The organism is Ruegeria sp. CDSA089 (assembly GCF_059612205.1).
On record NZ_JBXWQD010000001.1, the window covers coordinates 1019171 to 1037265 of the forward strand.

Consider the following 18095-nt stretch of genomic DNA (forward strand, 5'->3'; position numbering starts at 1 on the left):
AAACTCGCCTGTAATACACGGCAAGGGCAACACGGAGAGGCTTCGGATGACCGCAGTAGAAGTTTTTCAGAAATTGTATGACAAGTATGTTGATTGCTATCGGTTAAAAGATGCAACTGGTTGTGCGTCATTCTTTATGGATGACGCACAACTATTTTCGCCCTACGGCCCTGCAGCCAAAGGCCGAAAGGCTATAGAAGCTACCCATTCTGAATGGGTTGAGGAAGGTGGCGAGGACAAAATCGTTACGGTTGTTCAGGCCGGCATCGACGGTCAAATCGGCTGGTGCCTTGTCCACTTTAGTGAAGGGACGACCGGTCACGGGACATCCCTTAACGTTTTGTACCGGCAACCTGACGGCGGGTGGCTGATCAGCCATTGCAGCCTGAACGAAAAGCTCTGATACAGACGTTTGCCAGACGGGCTCAGTTGTTAAACAAAAAGTGCATCACATCGCCGTCCTTGACGATGTAGCCCTTGCCCTCGGCGCGCATCTTGCCTGCCTCTTTGGCTCCTTGCTCGCCATTTGCGGCGATGTAGTCGTCATAGGCGATGGTCTCGGCGCGGATGAAGCCTTTTTCAAAATCACCGTGGATAACCCCAGCGGCCTGCGGTGCCGCAGTGCCGGTGCGAATGGTCCAGGCCCGGGCCTCTTTCGGGCCTACGGTGAAATAGGTTTCCAGCTTGAGCAGGTCGTAACCGGCGCGGATCAGACGGTCGAGGCCGGGTTCTTCCAAACCCATCTCGGTCAGGAACATCTCGGCTTCGTCTGCTTCCAGCAGGCTAATCTCTTCTTCGATCTTGGCGCTGATGATGACGTGAGAATTGCCCTGCGCGGCAGCCATTTCAGCGACCTTGGCGGAATATTCATTGCCCTCGGCGGCTTCTTCTTCGGACACGTTGCAGACATACAGAACCGGTTTGGTGGTCAGCAGTTGCAGCATCTTCCACGCCTTGGCGTCCTCGGCCGTAACCTCAACCAGCCGCGCGGGTTTACCGCTTTCCAGCATAGCCTGCGCTTCGGCCAGCAGGCGGTCTTGTTGCTGCGCCTCTTTGTCGTTGCCCTTCAGCTTGCGCACCAGATTGGCGCGGCGCTTTTCGATGCTTTCCAGATCGGCCAGCATCAGTTCGGTCTCGATCGTGTCAGCATCAGCCACCGGGTCGACACGGCCATCCACATGGGTCACATCGCCATCTTCGAAACAGCGCAACACATGGGCGATCGCGTCGGTTTCACGGATATTGGCCAGAAACTGATTGCCCAGCCCCTCGCCCTTTGACGCCCCCTTCACCAGACCAGCGATGTCCACGAAGGTCATACGCGTCGGGATGATTTGCTTCGAGAACGCAATTGCCGCCAGCTTGTCCAAACGCTCGTCCGGCACGGCCACGTCGCCCACATTCGGCTCGATGGTGCAGAACGGGAAATTCGCCGCTTGCGCCGCGGCAGTCTTGGTCAGCGCGTTGAACAAGGTCGACTTGCCCACATTCGGCAGACCCACGATTCCCATTTTAAAGCCCATTGCGGCCTCCTGAAGCGATGTGACGGCGTCTTCTAGGCGGGTTGTGGAAAATGCGCAACCCAAGCGGTGCAACCGGCAGATGGCCACCGCAGCTTCACTAAACCGTTACGGTATTTGTACTTGCGTGAGTTGAACCGCGCGGGTCATGGTCCCCAATTAGGAGTTCACACACAATTAATTGACGAAGAACCCAATGAAAGCGTTACTTACTTCTGTCGCCTTGCTCGTGGCTGCAACCTCGGTACAGGCCCAATCTGTCATCTTTGGCGCGGGTTTTGCGGATTTTTCTAACGGCAACGGCGACGATCAGGGCGTCTTTTCGCTAGAATACCAGCATCGCCCGTTTCACGAAGCAACGCGCTTCAGCGCTGGTCTGGGTGCAGCCCTGACTGTCGACACCGACGGTGACACGCATATCGGCGCAGGTCTGGTGGGCATCTATTCCTTCTCGGATCGCTGGTTCGCTGAGTTAAGTGTGATGCCAGGCTACTTTAACGCCTCTAACGGCGACAATGACTTGGGTGGTGGCTTTCAGATTCGCAGCCTTCTGGGTGTTGGCTATACTTTGGACAGCGGCAACGCCATTTCGCTGGCCGTCACTCACAAGTCGAACGCCAGCACAGAAAGCTTCAACCCCGGCGTCAACGCACTGTTCCTGCGGTATCACTACGGGTTCTAGGCCAATCTGAGCGGTCGGGATTGATTTCCGGCGAAAGTTTCTGCACATCAGGTTCAAACCTGAATGCAAGGACCGCAGATGACCCGTATCGACGCCAAGTTCGCCGCTCTCAAGGCCGAGAGTAAAAAGGCTTTCGTTGCCTATATCATGGCTGGTGATCCCGACTTTGACACCTCGCTTGAGATCGTCAAAGGATTGCCGGGGGCCGGTGTGGACGTGATCGAGCTTGGCCTGCCTTTCACCGATCCTATGGCGGATGGTCCGACCATCCAGGCCGCAGGTCAGCGTGCCCTGGACGGTGGGATGACCTTGCAGCGCACGTTGGACCTGGCCGGTGCATTCCGCGAAACGGATGACACGACGCCGATTGTTCTGATGGGATATTACAACCCGATCTACAGCCGTGGGGTAGATACCTTTCTGGCCGATGCCAAAGCAGCTGGCATCGACGGGCTGATCGTGGTGGACTTGCCACCCGAAGAAGACGACGAACTCTGCCTGCCTGCGCAGGATGCAGGTCTGAACTTCATCCGCCTTGCGACCCCGACGACCGACGACAAGCGCCTACCGCGCGTTTTGCAGAACACGTCCGGCTTTGTGTACTATGTCTCAATCACCGGTATCACCGGCGCGGCCGAGGCCCAGGCCACCAATGTCGGCCCCGAAGTGGCCCGCATCAAATCCGCCACAGACCTGCCCGTCATCGTCGGCTTCGGCATCAACACGCCCGAGAAATCGCAGGCCATTGCAAGCGTTGCTGACGGGGCCGTAGTGGGATCCGCCATTGTCAGCCAAATCGCGGATGGCAAACCGGTGGCCGAGGTTCTGGATTTCGTAAAATCCCTATCTGACGGCGCACACTCCGCCTGACCCTGCCCTGCTCGACATCAAGACCATGAACCGCGCCTGGAGGCCCCAGTCGCGGTTTTGTGTTAGCGCACTAAAATCCTGCTCAAACCTTACATTGCGACGCGGCATAAAGATTGGTAAATAAAGTGAACCAATCCTACGAAAGCCTGCTTCATGCCCGTCATCACCAACATAGAAGACCTCAAACGCATCTATGAGCGGCGTGTCCCGCGTATGTTCTATGACTATGCGGAAAGCGGCAGCTGGACCGAGCAGACCTTCCGCGACAACAGCTCGGATTTCGATGACATCCGCCTACGGCAAAGGGTTGCCGTCGATATGTCAGGGCGTTCAACCGCATCGCAGATGATTGGTCAGGACGTGTCAATGCCGGTCGCCTTGGCCCCGGTCGGTCTGACGGGCATGCAACACGCGGACGGAGAGATGAAGGCCGCCAAAGCCGCCGAGGAGTTCGGAGTGCCCTTCACCCTGTCCACCATGTCGATCAACTCGATCGAAGACGTGGCAGAGCACACGACCAAACCGTTCTGGTTTCAGCTCTATACGATGAAAGATCAGGACTATGTCAGCCGCCTCATTCAACGAGCCAAGGACGCCAAGTGTTCCGCGTTGGTCATTACACTGGATCTACAAATCCTGGGCCAACGGCACAAAGACCTCAAGAACGGCCTGTCTGCACCACCAAAGCTGACGCCCAAAACCATCGCAAACCTCATGACCAAATGGTCCTGGGGGATTGAGATGCTGGGCGCCAAGCGCCGCGAATTCGGCAACATCGTCGGCCATGTCGAAGGGATATCGGATGCTTCGTCCCTTGGCGCGTGGACGGCCGAGCAGTTCGACCCCAGCCTCGACTGGAACAAGGTCGAAAAGCTGATGGAGCAATGGGGCGGCAAGGTGATCCTCAAGGGCATATTGGACGCCGAAGACGCAAAGATGGCCGCTAAGCTGGGGGCGGATGCGATTGTTGTCTCAAACCACGGCGGTCGCCAACTGGACGGCGCGCTCAGTTCAATCCGGGTACTGCCCGAAATCATGGACGCCGTAGGCAGTGATGTTGAAGTCCATCTGGACAGCGGCATACGCTCGGGCCAGGACGTCTTGAAAGCCGTCGCCCTGGGTGCGCAAGGCACCTATATTGGCCGCGCCTTTGTCTATGGTCTGGGAGCGATGGGACAAAAAGGTGTCACCACCGCGCTGGAGGTGATCCACAAGGAACTCGACACAACAATGGCGCTGTGCGGTGAACGCAATCTCGGGGACGTCGGGCCGCACAACCTGTTGGTGCCCGAAGATTTCGGGGGCCGTTGGCAAAAGTGATCACTGGGTCAGGGGGCTCTGCCCCCGCCGCCCGTACCGGGCGCCTCCCCCGGGATATTTTCAGCCAGATGAAGTCTGGATCCGCTCTTTATCTGGCCCCAAATATCCCGGAGCGCGAGGCAGAGCCTCGCAAAAAAACGATGGCTCGAAAAAGCCCTTTCCAAATCCAATGAATCAAGCTAAGGACGCGGCTTCACGCGGGCATACAGCCTTGGAGGATGCCCGCCCTAACATTTGGAGATATATCATGGCTGGTGAGATTCCTGATCTCGTAGCTCTGGAACGGACGGGGACAGGCAAGGGCGCCGCTCGTCAGGCACGCCGCGACGGCATGGTTCCGGGCATTGTTTTTGGTGGCGACAAAGAGCCACTGCCGATCAACATCCCGTTCAACGTTCTGTTCAAGCGCCTGAAAGCAGGCCGATTCAAGTCGACCCTGTGGAACCTGAAGGTTGAAGGCCACGAAGACGTTCGCGTCATCTGCCGCGACGTTCAGCGTGACGTTGTCAAAGACCTGCCGACCCACCTGGACCTGATGCGTCTGCGTCGGACCACCAAGATCGCGCTGTTCATCCCCGTTGAGTTCGTCAACGAAGACGAAGCGCCCGGCATCAAGAAGGGCGGCGTTCTGACGGTTGTCCGTCCCGAGGTTGAGCTGGTCTGCACCGCTGGTGACATTCCTGAGAAGATCACCATTGATCTGACCGGTCTGAACATCAACGACGTTGTCACCATCTCGTCAGTTGACCTGCCCGCAGGCACCAAGCCGACCATTGACCGTGACTTCGTGATCGCCAACATCTCGGCCCCGACCGGCCTGTCGTCCAGCGACGATGAGGAAGGCGAAGAAGTGGCCGCGGATGAGGTTGAAGTCGTCGGCCAGGACGCAGCCGAAGAATAAACCCAGACCCGGTGTTTGGAGTTTGAAGCGGGGCCTGATCCAGGCCCCGTTTTCTTTTGCCCTGTGGGCTGGAAAGCAGGGGGCAAACCGTGGCATCAACCTGTAGCATCAGACAAGGGCGCGCTTATGAAACTGTTTGTCGGATTGGGGAACCCCGGATCGAAATATGCTCGCAACCGGCACAATATCGGCTTTATGGCCGTGGACCGGATTGCCGAAGATCACAATTTCGGCCCCTGGAAATCCAAGTTTCAGGCCGAGATCGCCGAAGGTCGTCTTGGCCGTGAAAAGGTTCTGCTGATCAAGCCGCAAACCTTCATGAACCGCTCAGGCCAGTCCGTGGGCGAGGCGATGCGGTTCTACAAACTGGACTCAACCGAGGTGACCGTTTTCCATGACGAGTTGGACCTTGCCCCTGGCAAAGTGCGCGTCAAGGCAGGCGGCGGGCATGCGGGGCACAATGGACTGCGGTCAATCCACGAACATATCAGCCCGGCCTATGACCGTGTGCGCCTTGGGATCGGGCATCCGGGGCGGAAAGAGATGGTCTCGCCCTATGTTCTGGGCGACTTCGCCAAGGCTGATACCGACTGGTTGGATGATGTGCTACGCGGTGTCTCGGATGGTGCAGGGCATCTGGCCGATGGTGACGGTGGCAAGTTCATGAACGCGGTTGCCATGCGCACCGCGCCGCCGCGATCGTCGAAAACTGCAGACAAAGCGCAAAAACCTGCGCCCCAACCAAAGCCGGAACCACAGGTTGATGACCGCTCGGCGATGCAGAAACTGCTGGATAAGTTCAAATAGCCCCTTAGCTCTTGCCGTAACGTCCTGATTGCAGATGGCTGCCGCACGCGGTCCAATGCGGCACGTCTATGGGAGGAGACATATGAGATCACTGCTGAAGTGGATGTTGCGCGTCGCCTTGATGCTGGCGCTAGCCGCAATCGTTGTCGGGGTCTGGAAGCGCGAAGAAATTCAGCGGCTCATGGCCGTGAACTCTTTGTTTGCAGAAGAAAAGATCGTCCACAATTTCTCTCATATGAATGAGGCGTTTCTAACGGTCGCTTTGCCCCGTGGCAACGGCCCGACCAGCGAATTAACCTATGGCACAGGCTTCGACCTGCCCGAGAGCACCGATCAATGGATCGAGGACCGGGCGGTGACGTCCCTGCTGGTGATGCAGGATGGCGAGATCCGGTTTGAGGAATATTACCTGGGCACCGGTCCCGACGATCACCGGATTTCGTGGTCGGTTGCGAAAAGCTATCTATCGGCCCTGTTCGGCATCCTGCTGGCCGAAGGCGCGATCGGGTCGCTGGACGATCCGGTGGTGCAATATGCGCCCAAGCTGGCGGGAACGGCCTATGATGGCGCAACTGTCCGCAACGTGCTGAACATGGCAAGCGGCGTCACCTTTAACGAAGACTATTTCGACCCGAACTCCGATATCAATCGGATGGGTCGCGTTGTGGCCTTAGGTGGTGAGTTGGACGATTTCGCGGCCTCGTTGCAGGACACTTTCGTAGAACCCGGCGCGCAATGGCAATACGTGTCCATCGACACACATGTCATTGGCATGGTGATCCGAGGGGCGACCGGGCGCAGCGTCTCGGATCTGTTGACCGAAAAGATCGTTCAGCCGCTAGGTCTGGAACAGGATGGTTACTATGTGGCGGACGGTGCCGGAGTGGCCTTTGTGTTGGGCGGGCTGAACTTTACCACCCGTGATTTCGCCCGCTTTGGGCAGATGATCCTACAAAATGGCACCTATGGGGGGCAGCAACTGGTCCCTGCCGACTGGATCGCCGAATCCGTTCTGCCCAGCGCCCCAACACAGGCGGGCAAGATCGGGTATGGCTATCAGTGGTGGATTCCCATCGGCGCGCATGAGGGTGAGTTTCTGGCCCGCGGCGTCTATGGCCAATATATCTATTTCGATCAGCCTCGGGGCGTTCTGATCGTAACAACCGGCGCGGACCGTAAATTCCGCGATGACGGGGTGAATGAGGCCAATGTAGAAATGTTCCGCAGCATCGCGCAAAGCCTGTAAAGTCGGATTATGCAGAAACAGGACAGCATAAATGTACTGGGCGGCGTGCTTGCGCCCTGTTCCCGCGATCCGCTGACCGGGTTCTTTCGCGACGGCGCTTGCAACACCTGCCCCGAGGATCAGGGCAGCCACACCGTCTGCGCTGTGATGACAGCCGAGTTTCTGGCTTTTTCCAAATATGTCGGCAACGACCTGAGCACCCCTCGACCAGAGTTCGACTTTCCCGGCCTCAAACCCGGGGATCGTTGGTGCCTGTGCGCCGGGCGGTTCCTGCAAGCGCATGACGAAGGCTGCGCGCCCATGGTACACCTTGAGGCCACACACCAACGCGCCTTAGAAGTGGTGCCGCTGGATATACTACGCGACCACGCGGCTGCAGGTGATTGAGACCTGGCTGAACCTCTGGTTTGCGACATCAATAGACCGCCGCGCGGGCCCTCTTGTGGGCGCGGTCAAAAAAACCGGCCCTGTTTTGGGGCCGGCTCCAAACGTTTAACGCTATGGCGCTTAGCCCGCCGTACGCCCTTCGGTATCTGACATATCGAAGTTCAGATACTTGGCCACGGTCTGCACATCCTTATCGCCCCGCCCGCACATGTTCATGCAGATCAGGTGATCCTTGGGCAGGTCGGGCGCAATTTTCATCACGTGGGCCAGCGCGTGGCTGGGTTCCAGCGCCGGGATAATTCCTTCGGTAGCGCAGCAGAGCTGGAACGCCTCGAGTGCTTCTTTGTCGGTGATCGAGACATAGTTTGCGCGGCCAATATCGTTCAGCCACGAATGTTCCGGCCCGATACCGGGATAGTCCAGACCGGCCGAAATCGAATAGCCTTCCAGAATCTGACCGTCATCATCCTGCAGCAGATAGGTGCGGTTGCCATGCAGCACGCCAGGACGACCGCCGGTCAGCGAGGCGCAATGCTCCATCTTCTCGTTTACACCTTTGCCACCGGCCTCGACCCCGATGATATTGACCGATTTGTCGTCAAGGAACGGGTAGAACAGGCCCATCGCGTTCGATCCGCCACCGATGGCGGCAATGATCGTGTCGGGCAGACGGCCTTCGGCCTTCAACATCTGTTCCTTGGCTTCCTTGCCGATAATCGACTGGAAATCGCGGACCATTGCAGGGTACGGGTGCGGCCCGGCTACGGTACCGATACAGTAGAACGTGTCACGCACATTGGTCACCCAATCGCGCAGCGCGTCGTTCATCGCATCTTTCAGCGTGCCGCGACCGGACGTGACCGGAATCACCTCGGCCCCCAGCAGGCGCATACGGAACACGTTGGGGGCCTGACGCTGCACGTCATGGGCACCCATATAGACGATGCACTTCAAGCCGAACTTGGCGCAGACCGTGGCGGTGGCCACGCCGTGCTGCCCTGCGCCGGTTTCGGCGATGATCCGGGTCTTGCCCATACGGCGCGCCAGAATGATTTGGCCCAGCACGTTGTTGATCTTGTGCGCGCCGGTGTGGTTCAGCTCGTCGCGCTTGAGGTAGATCTTCGCGCCGCCCAAGTGTTCGGTCAGGCGTTCCGCGTAATACAGCGGCGAGGGACGACCCACATAGTTCGCCCACAGATCATCCATCTCGGCCCAGAAGGTCGAATCGTCTTTGGCCTTCTCATATTCCTCTTCCAGCGACAGGATCAGCGGCATCAGCGTCTCGCTGACAAACCGACCTCCGAAAATGCCGAAACGTCCCTGTTCATCCGGGCCGGACATGAAGGAATTGAAAAGATCGTTGGCCATGGGTGTCTCCCTCGTCATTCCCGTTGTTCATAGGAGGTAGCGGCGGGATTTGCCATGGCAAAACGTATCAACATGCTGCGTCAACAAATGCGCGGATCAGACCGGCATCCTTGACCCCCGGCGCGCTTTCGACACCCGAGGATACATCGACCTGTTGTGCCCCGGTCATGCGGACAGCCTCGGCCACGTTGCCAGGGGTCAGGCCACCCGCCAACATCCACGGACGCCGCCAGTATTTGCGCCCAGCCAGCAGACGCCAGTCAAAGGCCAGACCGTTCCCGCCGGGCAATTCGGCATTACGAGGCGGCTTAGCGTCGATCAGCAACTGGTCGGCCACCTCGGAATAAAGATCAATCGCCGCCAGATCTTCGGGCTCGCCCACACCTATGGCCTTCATCACTGGCAGGCCGTAACGCTGCCGAATCTCGGCCACGCGGTCGGGGCTTTCCTTGCCATGCAATTGCAACATGTCCAGCGGTACATCCGCGACAAGCCTGTCCAGCTCTGCGTCCGTGGCATTGACGGTCAGCGCAACCTTGGCCACGCCAACAGGCACCAGATGGGCCATAGCGGCCGCGGCCTCAATTTCTAGGTGCCGGGGCGATTTTGGAAAAAAGACAAAGCCCACATACCGCGCGCCGGCCTCAGCTGCTGCGCGCACGTGATCCGGGGCGGTCAGGCCGCATATTTTGACCGAAATACCGGACATGGTGCCTTAGCTGGCCTCATCCAGAATGGCGAGGACCTCGTCCTTGCCTTCGTTCTGTTTCTTCTTGAGCTTCTTGACCTCACGCTCAAGCTTGCGGACTTCGCCGGTCTTGGCCGACGCATCCGCGCGGTGCTTGTGCTCGCGCAGCCATTCCCACAGGAAACCGATGACCAGACCGGCCACGATGCTACCCAGAACCACAATGAACAAGGGCAGAGCGATGCTGAAATTAACCCCAACCAGATCGGCAATCGCCTGCGGCATCAAGGTCAGTTCAACGGCTTCGCGGTTGGCCAGCGAAACCGAAATCAGGACGATCCCGAGGGTCGCCAGAAAAGCATATCGAATGTAGCGCATCATGCCTTAGGCTTTACCGTTCAAACGGTCCCTTAGCAACTTGCCTGTCTTGAAAAATGGAACACATTTTTCTTCCACCTGAACAGTCTCACCTGTCCGAGGGTTACGGCCAACCCGCGCGTCGCGCTTTTTGACTGAAAACGCGCCAAATCCGCGCAGTTCCACCCGGTCCCCGCGGGCCATGGCATCCGTCACTTCTTCGAACACAGTATTCACGATCCGCTCGACGTCGCGTTGGTAGAGATGCGGGTTCTCGTCGGCGATTTTCTGAATCAGTTCTGAACGGATCATGTGCGTTACCCTCCCAGGCGACCGGATTACCATGTCTATTATTCTGATCACTATAGAAAAAAACTTGGTTCGGGGGAACGTTGACTCTGTGTGTGCGACCTTGATTCTACGTCAAACTCACGCGAATTTTTGCACTTGTCGGGGAATTGGCCTGCAAATCGTGAACCACAGATGAATAAAGCCTGCAAATCGGAACGTGTTGATTCGCAACAAAAACGGCCCCGCACTCTCATGCGGGGCCGCAAATTCTGCTTGGACTGAGGTCCGGGCTTAGTCGCCCGACTTCAGCGCTGCACCCAGGATGTCGCCCAGCGACGCGCCCGAGTCCGACGAACCGTACTGTTCTACGGCCTCTTTCTCTTCGGCGATTTCGCGCGCCTTGATCGACAAACCCAGACGGCGGGTTTTGCTGTCAACGTTGGTGACGCGGACGTCGACCTTGTCACCGGTCGAGAAACGCTCGGGGCGCTGCTCGGCGCGGTCACGCGACAGGTCCGAACGGCGGATGAAGGATTTCATGCCTTCGTATTCCACCTCGATACCACCATCTTCGATCGCGGTGACCTCAACGGTGATGACCGAGCCACGCTTCACGCCGCCCACGGCTTCGGCGAACTTGTCACCGCCCAGGGCTTTGATCGACAGCGAGATACGCTCTTTTTCGACGTCCACTTCCGAGACAACGGCCGAAACCATGTCGCCTTTGCGGTAGTTCTGGATCGCATCCTCGCCACGCTCGTCCCAGGACAGGTCGGACAGGTGAACCATGCCGTCGATGTCGCCTTCGAGGCCAATGAACAGACCGAATTCGGTGATGTTCTTGACTTCGCCTTCGACCTCGGTGCCCTCGGGGTGCGTTTCTGCAAACACTTCCCATGGGTTGCGCTGAGTCTGCTTCAGGCCCAGAGACACGCGACGCTTGGCGCCGTCGATTTCCAGAACCATGACGTCGACTTCCTGGCTGGTCGAAACGATCTTGCCGGGGTGGACGTTTTTCTTGGTCCAGGACATCTCGGACACGTGCACCAGACCTTCGACACCGGCTTCCAACTCGACGAACGCGCCGTAGTCTGTGATGTTGGTGACACGACCCTGATGGACCGAGCCCAGCGGGTATTTCGCAGCAACCAGATCCCACGGATCTTCCTGCAGCTGCTTCATGCCCAGGCTGATGCGGTGGGTCTCTTTGTTGATCTTGATGACCTGAACCTTGATGGTTTCGCCGATCGTCAGGATCTCAGACGGATGGTTCACACGGCGCCATGCCATGTCGGTGACGTGCAGCAGGCCGTCAACGCCGCCCAGGTCAACAAATGCACCGTATTCGGTGATGTTCTTGACAACACCCTCGACGGTCTGACCTTCGGACAGGTTGCCGATAACTTCAGCACGCTGTTCGGCACGCGATTCTTCCAGGATTGCGCGGCGCGACACAACGATGTTGCCACGGCGACGGTCCATTTTCAGAATCTGGAACGGCTGTTTCAGACCCATCAGCGGGCCAGCGTCGCGCACGGGGCGAACGTCAACCTGCGAGCCGGGCAGGAACGCAACTGCGCCACCCAGATCGACGGTGAAGCCACCTTTGACGCGACCAAAGATTGCACCTTCGACGCGCTGGTCGTCGGCATATGCTTTTTCCAGACGGTCCCATGCCTCTTCACGGCGGGCCATCTCGCGCGAGATGACAGCTTCGCCACGGGCGTTTTCTGCGGCGCGCAGGTAAACTTCGACCTCGTCGCCTACAGCGATTTCAGGGGCTTCGCCGGGATTTGCGAATTCTTTCAGATCAACGCGGCCTTCCATTTTGTAGCCGACGTCGATGATGGCTTGGCCGGCTTCGATCGCCAGAACCTTGCCTTTGACAACAGAACCCTCTTCGGGCGTGTCCATTTCGAAGCTTTCGTTCAGGAGGGCTTCGAATTCCTCCATGGATGCGTTAGCCATGTGGCGTTGTTTTCCTTTACAGTACGATTTTGCTGGCCGAGCGGTTGTCTCCGCCGGTCTTGTTTCATGGTGTCCTCTGGCGTGACCCGGTGCGCATCCGATTACACAAACACAAAGGGCCGAGGTAACCCGGCCCTGCTCAGATACGTCATCCGGACGTTGACCGCCCTTGTTCAGACAGCGCGCGTATAGGCCGAATTCAGGTAATGTGCAAGAGCAAAGCCCTTAGTTACTGGCTGCTCCGCTATCTTTCATGTGCCAGATGCCTGCGTCCTTCTGCAACATCGACCGTTCGATGGCATCCAGTCGGGACAGCGCCCCGGCAATATCCGTCGATCCGCCAGACCGGTTCCAGATCTTCAGCGCCGAGGCTGGGCTCCACGGCAGGCATGCCGCTGCCAACCAGCCGCGCAATTCAGGCGGCAGGGAATCATAGGTTCGCATCGGAGACACCCCGCACCGCCGCTTTAGACCGCTGCAAAGATTACGACCGCCTCGCCCGGTCTTGTTTCGTCGCATGGCAAACCTCGTCACAAAATTTTTTGTAATGTTATTACATTCCAATGCTGGTTAGACAAGCACTCCAAATGCAAAAAGGGCGGGATCAATTCACCGCCCTTTCCATGCTAAAGACGCGGCGCCGCAAAGCGCCCAGACTTCTCAAAACAGTTGCAGATCCTTTGCACCACTTTGAATCTCGGCAAAGTTCGGCATGTTCTGGACCGCCACTGGGGCCGGTTTCGTGCCAGGCATCGCCACTGTCGGTTTGGCTGGCTTGCCGAAGGCCGGTTTCTCAAGCTCGCCACGAATATCGCGCAGCAGCGTTTTGTGGTCCGGCATGGATTTGAGTATCTGCGCAAGGTCTACCTTCGCACCCTTCCACCACTGGAACCAAATCGGTTTCTTCAGCGGTCGGATACGGTCACGGATACCTGTACCATAGCCCGTGTCGTAGACCTGCTTGCCCAACAGTACCGTCTGGAAAACGCGATGGTCGAACAGGGTGGCGAACTCCACATCATGCTCCATCGGCAGGCGGTGCTGCCAAAGCTCAAGATTCTCAGCCAGACGATCGGGGATTTTCATCTCGGTCCGCGCGTCGATCCAGTATTGGTCATCCGTGCGGTTGCCCAACCGGTAATGCAGACAGATGAATTCCAGCACCTCATTGTAGAGCTTGTCCATCTGCCGGTTATAGCGCGCGCGCAACGACGGCTCGATGTCACGCGTCGGCAGATGTTCCGCGAACCAACGGATGGCGTGGTCGATCATATGGATCGCGGTGCTTTCCAGCGGCTCAATAAAGCCGCCCGATAGGCCGATGGCCACACAGTTCTTGACCCAGGCATTGCGCACTCGCCCAACCCGCATCGGGATCACACGTGGCGTAAGACCCTTGCCGCTGTCACCCAGCCACTCAAGATATTCATCGGCTGCCTGATCATCCGTCCGATGCGCCGAAGAATATACATAGCCCGTGCCTACGCGATTGAACAATGGCACTCGCCACGTCCAACCCGCCCCCAACGCGGTCGAGCGCGTGGCGCTTTCGATCTTCTCCGGATTGGGATGTTCGACCTGCAACGCCATGGCCCGGTCATTGGGCAGATAGTCCGAATAATCCATGAACGGCTCACCCAGAGCCTGATTGATGATCAACCCCCGGAATCCGGTGCAATCCACGACCATCTCGATGTCATGACGGCCTTTGCGTTCAAGCATCAGGTGGCTGACATTGCCCTGTTCGTCCAGTTCAACCGCCTGAACCTCATCCTGAATGTGCTCGACGCCACGTTTGGTGCAAACCTTCGTCAGCATCCCGGCGAATTTCACCGCGTCCAGATGGTAGGCATAGCCGAACCGTTGTTCGAACTCCGGCGCGCCCAAAGGACGCGCACCTTTGCACAGCCGCGCAAGATCATCATGCGGGGCAATGGATTGAGTGAAATCCCGATCCCCGTTGCCGAAGCGCAGGAAATATTCCGAGGCCTCCAACCCTTCCAGCAACTGGCCATGCGCGAATGGGTTCATATAGTCGATACGATTGCCCTTGGCGTCCTTGTTCCAGTTGCAGAACTTCACACCCAATTTGAACGACGCGTTGGTTTCGCGGAAGAAATCGCGCTCGGATATGCCTGCCTGACGCAGTGTGACCGGCATACGCGGCACGGTTGCTTCGCCCACACCCACGGTCGAGATATTTGGGCTTTCGATCAGGCAGATGCGGGGGCGGTCCTTGGGGGCGGATGTGCGGGAAAACACCATCTCGAGGATCAACGCGGTCATCCACCCCGCTGTGCCACCACCCACGATGGTAATCTTGCTCAAACGCTTGCTCATTAGGCTCTGCTCCCCCTTGTTTTGGGGGACTATAACAGCTTTCCCTAACCTAGCCAGAGCCTATGACCGGTGCTTTGGAAATGTTGCCAGATAGCAGAAGTCTGCACCGCGACATCGGCGTTCAGATTTCCTCGCCCTTCTTCAAAAGCTCTTCGATGAGGGCGCGCTGCAAACCCTGACTGTCACCGCCCCCAAACTCGGCCGCACCTCCGGAATAGAGCGTGCCATATGTCTTGGCTATATTCACTGTCTGCGCCAGACCCGAGATCAGCTGATCCTTCTCAAGTGCCGACAACGGATGGATATAGGCCGCCCACAATGTACCATTGGCTATGGCATAGCGTGCATCCAAAGTACTGTCGAAATTCGCTTGCATCACGCGCTGCAGATCCGCTGGCGACAGATCGTCCGCACTGACAATCGCCACCATGGCCCGCATCCGGTCGGCGTTGATATCAGTAACAACAAAAACCGGGACGTCGCCCAATGTTAGTTGAAAACCCGGACCTTGCGGCAGTGCCTCGGGATCCAATGCAAACAGAATTTTACCCAGCCGTTCATAGGTCATGGGAGGTTCCAGTACCGGGGTCTCTTGCGCCTCTTGAGCAGCCAGACCTGTGGCCAGAAATATCATGAAAAAGGCTAGTCGGATCATGGCGAGGCTCCCGCTGGTTTCAGTGTCAGCATAAAAGGCAGCAGGTCACGTGACCAAACAAAGCTTAGTGAAGGCATCACCGAGAAGCGCCGCAATTTTGAACGATCTGCAAAACTGTAAGTCCTTTCTGTCATAGTTCGTTCGGTTGAGCGTTGTTAGATTTGTTTCAGCGACGGATACCCCGACCGCTCTGAGCCCAAAGCACGTAAGGAAACGCAATGAAATCTCTGATCCTGACCACCCTGATCGCCGCCCTGCCATTGGTTGCTGCACCGGCCTTTGCAGCAGACGAAATCAACGTCTCGAACGGCATTTCAGCAGCGGGCGCTCCACTGGCCGCTCATGGTGTCGACCTGGTGGCGCTGGTGACAAATGGCAATCCGGTGGAAGGCTTTGCCAACCACTCGGCGACTTATGATGGCGCATCGTACTATTTCACCTCGGCGGATAACCTCGCCGCGTTCGAGGCCAACCCGGCGGCGTATCTGCCCCAACATGGCGGTTTCTGCTCGTTCGGTGTGTCGGTCGGGAAGAAATTTGATGGCGACCCGGATCAGTACCTTATTGCAGATGGCAAGCTGTACCTGTTCCTGAATGCAGAAACCCGCGCCGCCTTCCTGAAAGACGTCCCCGGCACGGCAAAAACAGCCGATGGTCAGTGGTCGAAAATCAAAAGCATCGCAGTCGGCGAGTTGTAATCCCGACACCTCGCAGCGATCACCCGCGGCGCTACGGCGTCGCGGGCTTGCGTTCTGCGATCAGCGTAATGGCCTGTGCCAGGGCCTCTTCGACGCTGAGGTCCGAAGTATCCAGCAAAACGGCATCCTCAGCCGGTTTCATCGGGGCTGTACTCCGCTCGGCATCGCGGGCATCGCGCTCGCGCACATCAGCAAGGACCTGTTCACGGGTCACATCGTCGCCCTTGGCGCTCAGTTCCAGATACCGCCGTTCAGCACGCACCTCGGCGCTGGCGGTGACGAACAGCTTGGCCTCGGCCTCGGGGCAGATCACGGTTCCGATGTCACGCCCGTCCAGCACTGCGCCGCTATCCCGTCGGGCAAAGGCGCGCTGGAAATCGACCAAAGCCGCGCGAACCTCGGGGATCACCGCCACTTTCGACGCGGCCTGAGCGATCTCGGCCGTGCGCAGATCGCCCTGCTGCAACTCCTCGGCGGTCAGGGCCTCGGCCGCCGCGATGGGCTCCATCCCTTCCAGCGTCCGCCGCCCCACCGCGCGGTACAAAAGCCCGGTGTCCAGATGCGCAAAGCCGAAATGTGCCGCAACCCCTTTCGAGATCGTGCCCTTCCCAGCAGCTGCAGGGCCGTCTATGGCGACCGTAAAGCTCATGTGCGTACGACCTTGGCGCCCAGCGCAGCCATCAGCGGTTCAAAAATCGGGAACGAAGTCGCAATCGGGCCGCCATCATCAACCGAGACCGGCGATTTCGCTCCCATTCCCATCACCATGAACGACATGGCGATGCGGTGATCCAGAAAGCTCTCGCAGGTGCCGCTGCCGGGGACATTGCCGATGCCCAGACCGTCAATCGACCACCAATCCTCGCCCTCATCCACGGTCACGCCATTGGCACGCAACCCCCGGGCCATGGCGTCGATCCGGTCGCTTTCCTTGACGCGCAGCTCTTTCACCCCGCCCATCATCGTGGTGCCCGTGGCATTGGCCGCAACCACAGACAGCACCGGGTATTCGTCAATCATCGAGGCTGCGCGTTCCGGCGGCACGTTGATGCCCTTCATGTTGGGCGAGTATTTCGCGCGCAGGTCAGCGACCGGCTCGCCACCCTCTTCGCGCTCATTCTCATAAGTCAGGTCCGCACCCATCTCGCGCAGCGTGGTAAACAGCCCCGCGCGGGTCGGGTTCAGGCCAATGCCCGGCACCAGCACATCCGATCCCGGCGTGATCAGCGCCGCGCAAACCGGAAAGGCCGCGCTGGACGGGTCACGCGGCACGGCAATAACCTGCGGTTTCAACTCGGGGCGACCGGTCAGAGTGATAACCCGGCCCTCAGCGGTATCCTCAACGGTGATCTCTGCGCCGAACCCGGCCAGCATCCGTTCGGAATGGTCGCGGGTGGCCTCTTTTTCGATCACCACGGTTTTGCCCGGTGCGTTCAGACCGGCCAACAGCACAGCGGATTTCACCTGCGCCGACGGAACGGGAACCTCATAGCGCACCGGCACGGGTTCTGCCGCGCCCACGATGGTCATCGGTAAACGCCCGCCCGAGCGGCCAACCGATTGCGCCCCAAATAGCGCCAGCGGGTCCGTCACCCGCGCCATGGGGCGTTTGTTCAGGCTGGCATCGCCGGTAAACGTGGCTGAGATCGGGCAGGTCGCCATCGCGCCCATGATCAGCCGCACACCCGTGCCCGAATTGCCGCAATCAATCACCTGATCCGGCTCGGCAAAGCCGCCAACGCCCACGCCATGCACGGTCCATTCACCGCCACCATGATCCGTAACCTCAGCCCCAAAGGCGCGCATGGCCTTGGCGGTATCCAGAACATCCTCACCTTCCAGCAGGCCGGAAATCTTCGTCTCACCCACCGCCATCGCGCCCAAAATCAGCGACCGGTGCGAGATCGACTTGTCGCCGGGCACCTCTGCCGTTCCGGTCAGCGGACCGCAGGGATGCGAGGTCATCGGGATGGGCGTGCCGTGTCCGGACATGGGGG

The 18095-nt window shown here is 58.5% G+C and carries 20 protein-coding genes; 9 read left to right on the forward strand and 11 right to left on the reverse strand.

Annotated elements, in window-relative coordinates:
- Positions 1–46: 46 nt before the first annotated feature.
- Complete coding sequence (locus AC2FJ6_RS05175; protein ID WP_170769930.1) at positions 47–403, forward strand: YybH family protein; 357 nt, start codon at positions 47–49, stop codon at positions 401–403.
- Between the two features lie 22 nt (positions 404–425).
- On the opposite strand, the gene ychF is transcribed toward AC2FJ6_RS05175, so the two are convergent.
- Complete coding sequence (ychF, locus tag AC2FJ6_RS05180) at positions 426–1523, reverse strand: redox-regulated ATPase YchF (protein ID WP_170769929.1); 1098 nt, start codon at positions 1521–1523, stop codon at positions 426–428.
- A gap of 193 nt (positions 1524–1716) precedes the next feature.
- Between ychF and AC2FJ6_RS05185 the strand changes: the two genes are divergently transcribed.
- From AC2FJ6_RS05185 to AC2FJ6_RS05215, 7 genes are all read left to right on the forward strand, one after another.
- Positions 1717–2202: an acyloxyacyl hydrolase gene (locus AC2FJ6_RS05185; RefSeq protein ID WP_170769928.1), complete on the forward strand. Its 486-nt coding sequence runs from the start codon at positions 1717–1719 to the stop codon at positions 2200–2202.
- 78 nt (positions 2203–2280) lie between these two features.
- Complete coding sequence (gene trpA, locus AC2FJ6_RS05190) at positions 2281–3072, forward strand: tryptophan synthase subunit alpha (protein ID WP_170769927.1); 792 nt, start codon at positions 2281–2283, stop codon at positions 3070–3072.
- A gap of 153 nt (positions 3073–3225) precedes the next feature.
- On the forward strand, positions 3226–4392 hold the full coding sequence (locus AC2FJ6_RS05195) for an alpha-hydroxy acid oxidase (protein ID WP_170769926.1): 1167 nt from the start codon (positions 3226–3228) through the stop codon (positions 4390–4392).
- A gap of 247 nt (positions 4393–4639) precedes the next feature.
- Complete coding sequence (locus tag AC2FJ6_RS05200) at positions 4640–5293, forward strand: 50S ribosomal protein L25/general stress protein Ctc (protein WP_170769925.1); 654 nt, start codon at positions 4640–4642, stop codon at positions 5291–5293.
- A 126-nt stretch (positions 5294–5419) separates the two neighbouring features.
- Positions 5420–6100: an aminoacyl-tRNA hydrolase gene (gene pth / locus AC2FJ6_RS05205; protein ID WP_170769924.1), complete on the forward strand. Its 681-nt coding sequence runs from the start codon at positions 5420–5422 to the stop codon at positions 6098–6100.
- An 82-nt stretch (positions 6101–6182) separates the two neighbouring features.
- Positions 6183–7346, forward strand: coding sequence for a serine hydrolase domain-containing protein (locus AC2FJ6_RS05210; RefSeq protein ID WP_170769923.1), 1164 nt, complete (start codon positions 6183–6185; stop codon positions 7344–7346).
- A gap of 9 nt (positions 7347–7355) precedes the next feature.
- Positions 7356–7733, forward strand: coding sequence for a DUF2237 family protein (locus tag AC2FJ6_RS05215; protein ID WP_170769922.1), 378 nt, complete (start codon positions 7356–7358; stop codon positions 7731–7733).
- A 120-nt stretch (positions 7734–7853) separates the two neighbouring features.
- Here the strand turns inward: AC2FJ6_RS05215 and trpB are convergent, their stop codons facing one another.
- The 8 genes from trpB to AC2FJ6_RS05255 form a co-directional block, all read right to left on the reverse strand.
- A complete protein-coding gene (gene trpB / locus AC2FJ6_RS05220; protein ID WP_170769921.1) occupies positions 7854–9101 on the reverse strand; it encodes a tryptophan synthase subunit beta in 1248 nt (415 codons plus the stop codon).
- A 67-nt stretch (positions 9102–9168) separates the two neighbouring features.
- Entirely contained in the window at positions 9169–9810 is a 642-nt protein-coding gene (locus tag AC2FJ6_RS05225; RefSeq protein ID WP_496668556.1) for a phosphoribosylanthranilate isomerase, read from the reverse strand.
- A gap of 6 nt (positions 9811–9816) precedes the next feature.
- Complete coding sequence (locus AC2FJ6_RS05230; protein WP_170770593.1) at positions 9817–10167, reverse strand: LapA family protein; 351 nt, start codon at positions 10165–10167, stop codon at positions 9817–9819.
- 6 nt (positions 10168–10173) lie between these two features.
- A complete protein-coding gene (gene ihfB, locus AC2FJ6_RS05235; RefSeq protein WP_050603110.1) occupies positions 10174–10458 on the reverse strand; it encodes an integration host factor subunit beta in 285 nt (94 codons plus the stop codon).
- Positions 10459–10728: 270 nt separating this feature from the next.
- A complete protein-coding gene (gene rpsA, locus AC2FJ6_RS05240; RefSeq protein ID WP_170769919.1) occupies positions 10729–12405 on the reverse strand; it encodes a 30S ribosomal protein S1 in 1677 nt (558 codons plus the stop codon).
- 225 nt (positions 12406–12630) lie between these two features.
- Positions 12631–12924: a DUF6525 family protein gene (locus tag AC2FJ6_RS05245; protein ID WP_269149768.1), complete on the reverse strand. Its 294-nt coding sequence runs from the start codon at positions 12922–12924 to the stop codon at positions 12631–12633.
- A 141-nt stretch (positions 12925–13065) separates the two neighbouring features.
- Positions 13066–14745, reverse strand: a complete 1680-nt coding sequence (locus AC2FJ6_RS05250) for a tryptophan halogenase family protein (protein WP_170769917.1) — start codon at positions 14743–14745, stop codon at positions 13066–13068.
- Between the two features lie 121 nt (positions 14746–14866).
- Positions 14867–15400 (reverse strand): hypothetical protein, encoded by a 534-nt coding sequence (locus tag AC2FJ6_RS05255; protein ID WP_170790351.1) that lies wholly within the window; start codon positions 15398–15400, stop codon positions 14867–14869.
- Positions 15401–15618: 218 nt separating this feature from the next.
- On the opposite strand from AC2FJ6_RS05255, the gene AC2FJ6_RS05260 reads away from it, so the two are divergent.
- Positions 15619–16098 carry a YHS domain-containing (seleno)protein gene (locus tag AC2FJ6_RS05260; RefSeq protein ID WP_170769915.1) on the forward strand — a complete coding sequence of 160 codons (480 nt, stop codon included), beginning with the start codon at positions 15619–15621 and terminating at the stop codon, positions 16096–16098.
- 31 nt (positions 16099–16129) lie between these two features.
- On the opposite strand, the gene AC2FJ6_RS05265 is transcribed toward AC2FJ6_RS05260, so the two are convergent.
- On the reverse strand, positions 16130–16747 hold the full coding sequence (locus tag AC2FJ6_RS05265; RefSeq protein ID WP_170769914.1) for a (d)CMP kinase: 618 nt from the start codon (positions 16745–16747) through the stop codon (positions 16130–16132).
- Positions 16744–18090, reverse strand: a complete 1347-nt coding sequence (gene aroA / locus AC2FJ6_RS05270; RefSeq protein ID WP_496668558.1) for a 3-phosphoshikimate 1-carboxyvinyltransferase — start codon at positions 18088–18090, stop codon at positions 16744–16746. Before aroA ends, AC2FJ6_RS05265 begins: the two co-directional genes overlap by 4 nt.
- Positions 18091–18095: the final 5 nt, after the last annotated feature.

Bases quoted from the DNA above. Each gene is read 5' to 3' on its own strand.
- AC2FJ6_RS05175 (WP_170769930.1), top strand. From the start codon at position 47: ATGACCGCAGTAGAAGTTTTTCAGAAATTGTATGACAAGTATGTTGAT.
- ychF (WP_170769929.1), bottom strand. From the start codon at position 1,523: ATGGGCTTTAAAATGGGAATCGTGGGTCTGCCGAATGTGGGCAAGTCG.
- AC2FJ6_RS05185 (WP_170769928.1), top strand. From the start codon at position 1,717: ATGAAAGCGTTACTTACTTCTGTCGCCTTGCTCGTGGCTGCAACCTCG.
- trpA (WP_170769927.1), top strand. From the start codon at position 2,281: ATGACCCGTATCGACGCCAAGTTCGCCGCTCTCAAGGCCGAGAGTAAA.
- AC2FJ6_RS05195 (WP_170769926.1), top strand. From the start codon at position 3,226: ATGCCCGTCATCACCAACATAGAAGACCTCAAACGCATCTATGAGCGG.
- AC2FJ6_RS05200 (WP_170769925.1), top strand. From the start codon at position 4,640: ATGGCTGGTGAGATTCCTGATCTCGTAGCTCTGGAACGGACGGGGACA.
- pth (WP_170769924.1), top strand. From the start codon at position 5,420: ATGAAACTGTTTGTCGGATTGGGGAACCCCGGATCGAAATATGCTCGC.
- AC2FJ6_RS05210 (WP_170769923.1), top strand. From the start codon at position 6,183: ATGAGATCACTGCTGAAGTGGATGTTGCGCGTCGCCTTGATGCTGGCG.
- AC2FJ6_RS05215 (WP_170769922.1), top strand. From the start codon at position 7,356: ATGCAGAAACAGGACAGCATAAATGTACTGGGCGGCGTGCTTGCGCCC.
- trpB (WP_170769921.1), bottom strand. From the start codon at position 9,101: ATGGCCAACGATCTTTTCAATTCCTTCATGTCCGGCCCGGATGAACAG.
- AC2FJ6_RS05225 (WP_496668556.1), bottom strand. From the start codon at position 9,810: ATGTCCGGTATTTCGGTCAAAATATGCGGCCTGACCGCCCCGGATCAC.
- AC2FJ6_RS05230 (WP_170770593.1), bottom strand. From the start codon at position 10,167: ATGCGCTACATTCGATATGCTTTTCTGGCGACCCTCGGGATCGTCCTG.
- ihfB (WP_050603110.1), bottom strand. From the start codon at position 10,458: ATGATCCGTTCAGAACTGATTCAGAAAATCGCCGACGAGAACCCGCAT.
- rpsA (WP_170769919.1), bottom strand. From the start codon at position 12,405: ATGGCTAACGCATCCATGGAGGAATTCGAAGCCCTCCTGAACGAAAGC.
- AC2FJ6_RS05245 (WP_269149768.1), bottom strand. From the start codon at position 12,924: ATGCGACGAAACAAGACCGGGCGAGGCGGTCGTAATCTTTGCAGCGGT.
- AC2FJ6_RS05250 (WP_170769917.1), bottom strand. From the start codon at position 14,745: ATGAGCAAGCGTTTGAGCAAGATTACCATCGTGGGTGGTGGCACAGCG.
- AC2FJ6_RS05255 (WP_170790351.1), bottom strand. From the start codon at position 15,400: ATGATCCGACTAGCCTTTTTCATGATATTTCTGGCCACAGGTCTGGCT.
- AC2FJ6_RS05260 (WP_170769915.1), top strand. From the start codon at position 15,619: ATGAAATCTCTGATCCTGACCACCCTGATCGCCGCCCTGCCATTGGTT.
- AC2FJ6_RS05265 (WP_170769914.1), bottom strand. From the start codon at position 16,747: ATGAGCTTTACGGTCGCCATAGACGGCCCTGCAGCTGCTGGGAAGGGC.
- aroA (WP_496668558.1), bottom strand. From the start codon at position 18,090: ATGTCCGGACACGGCACGCCCATCCCGATGACCTCGCATCCCTGCGGT.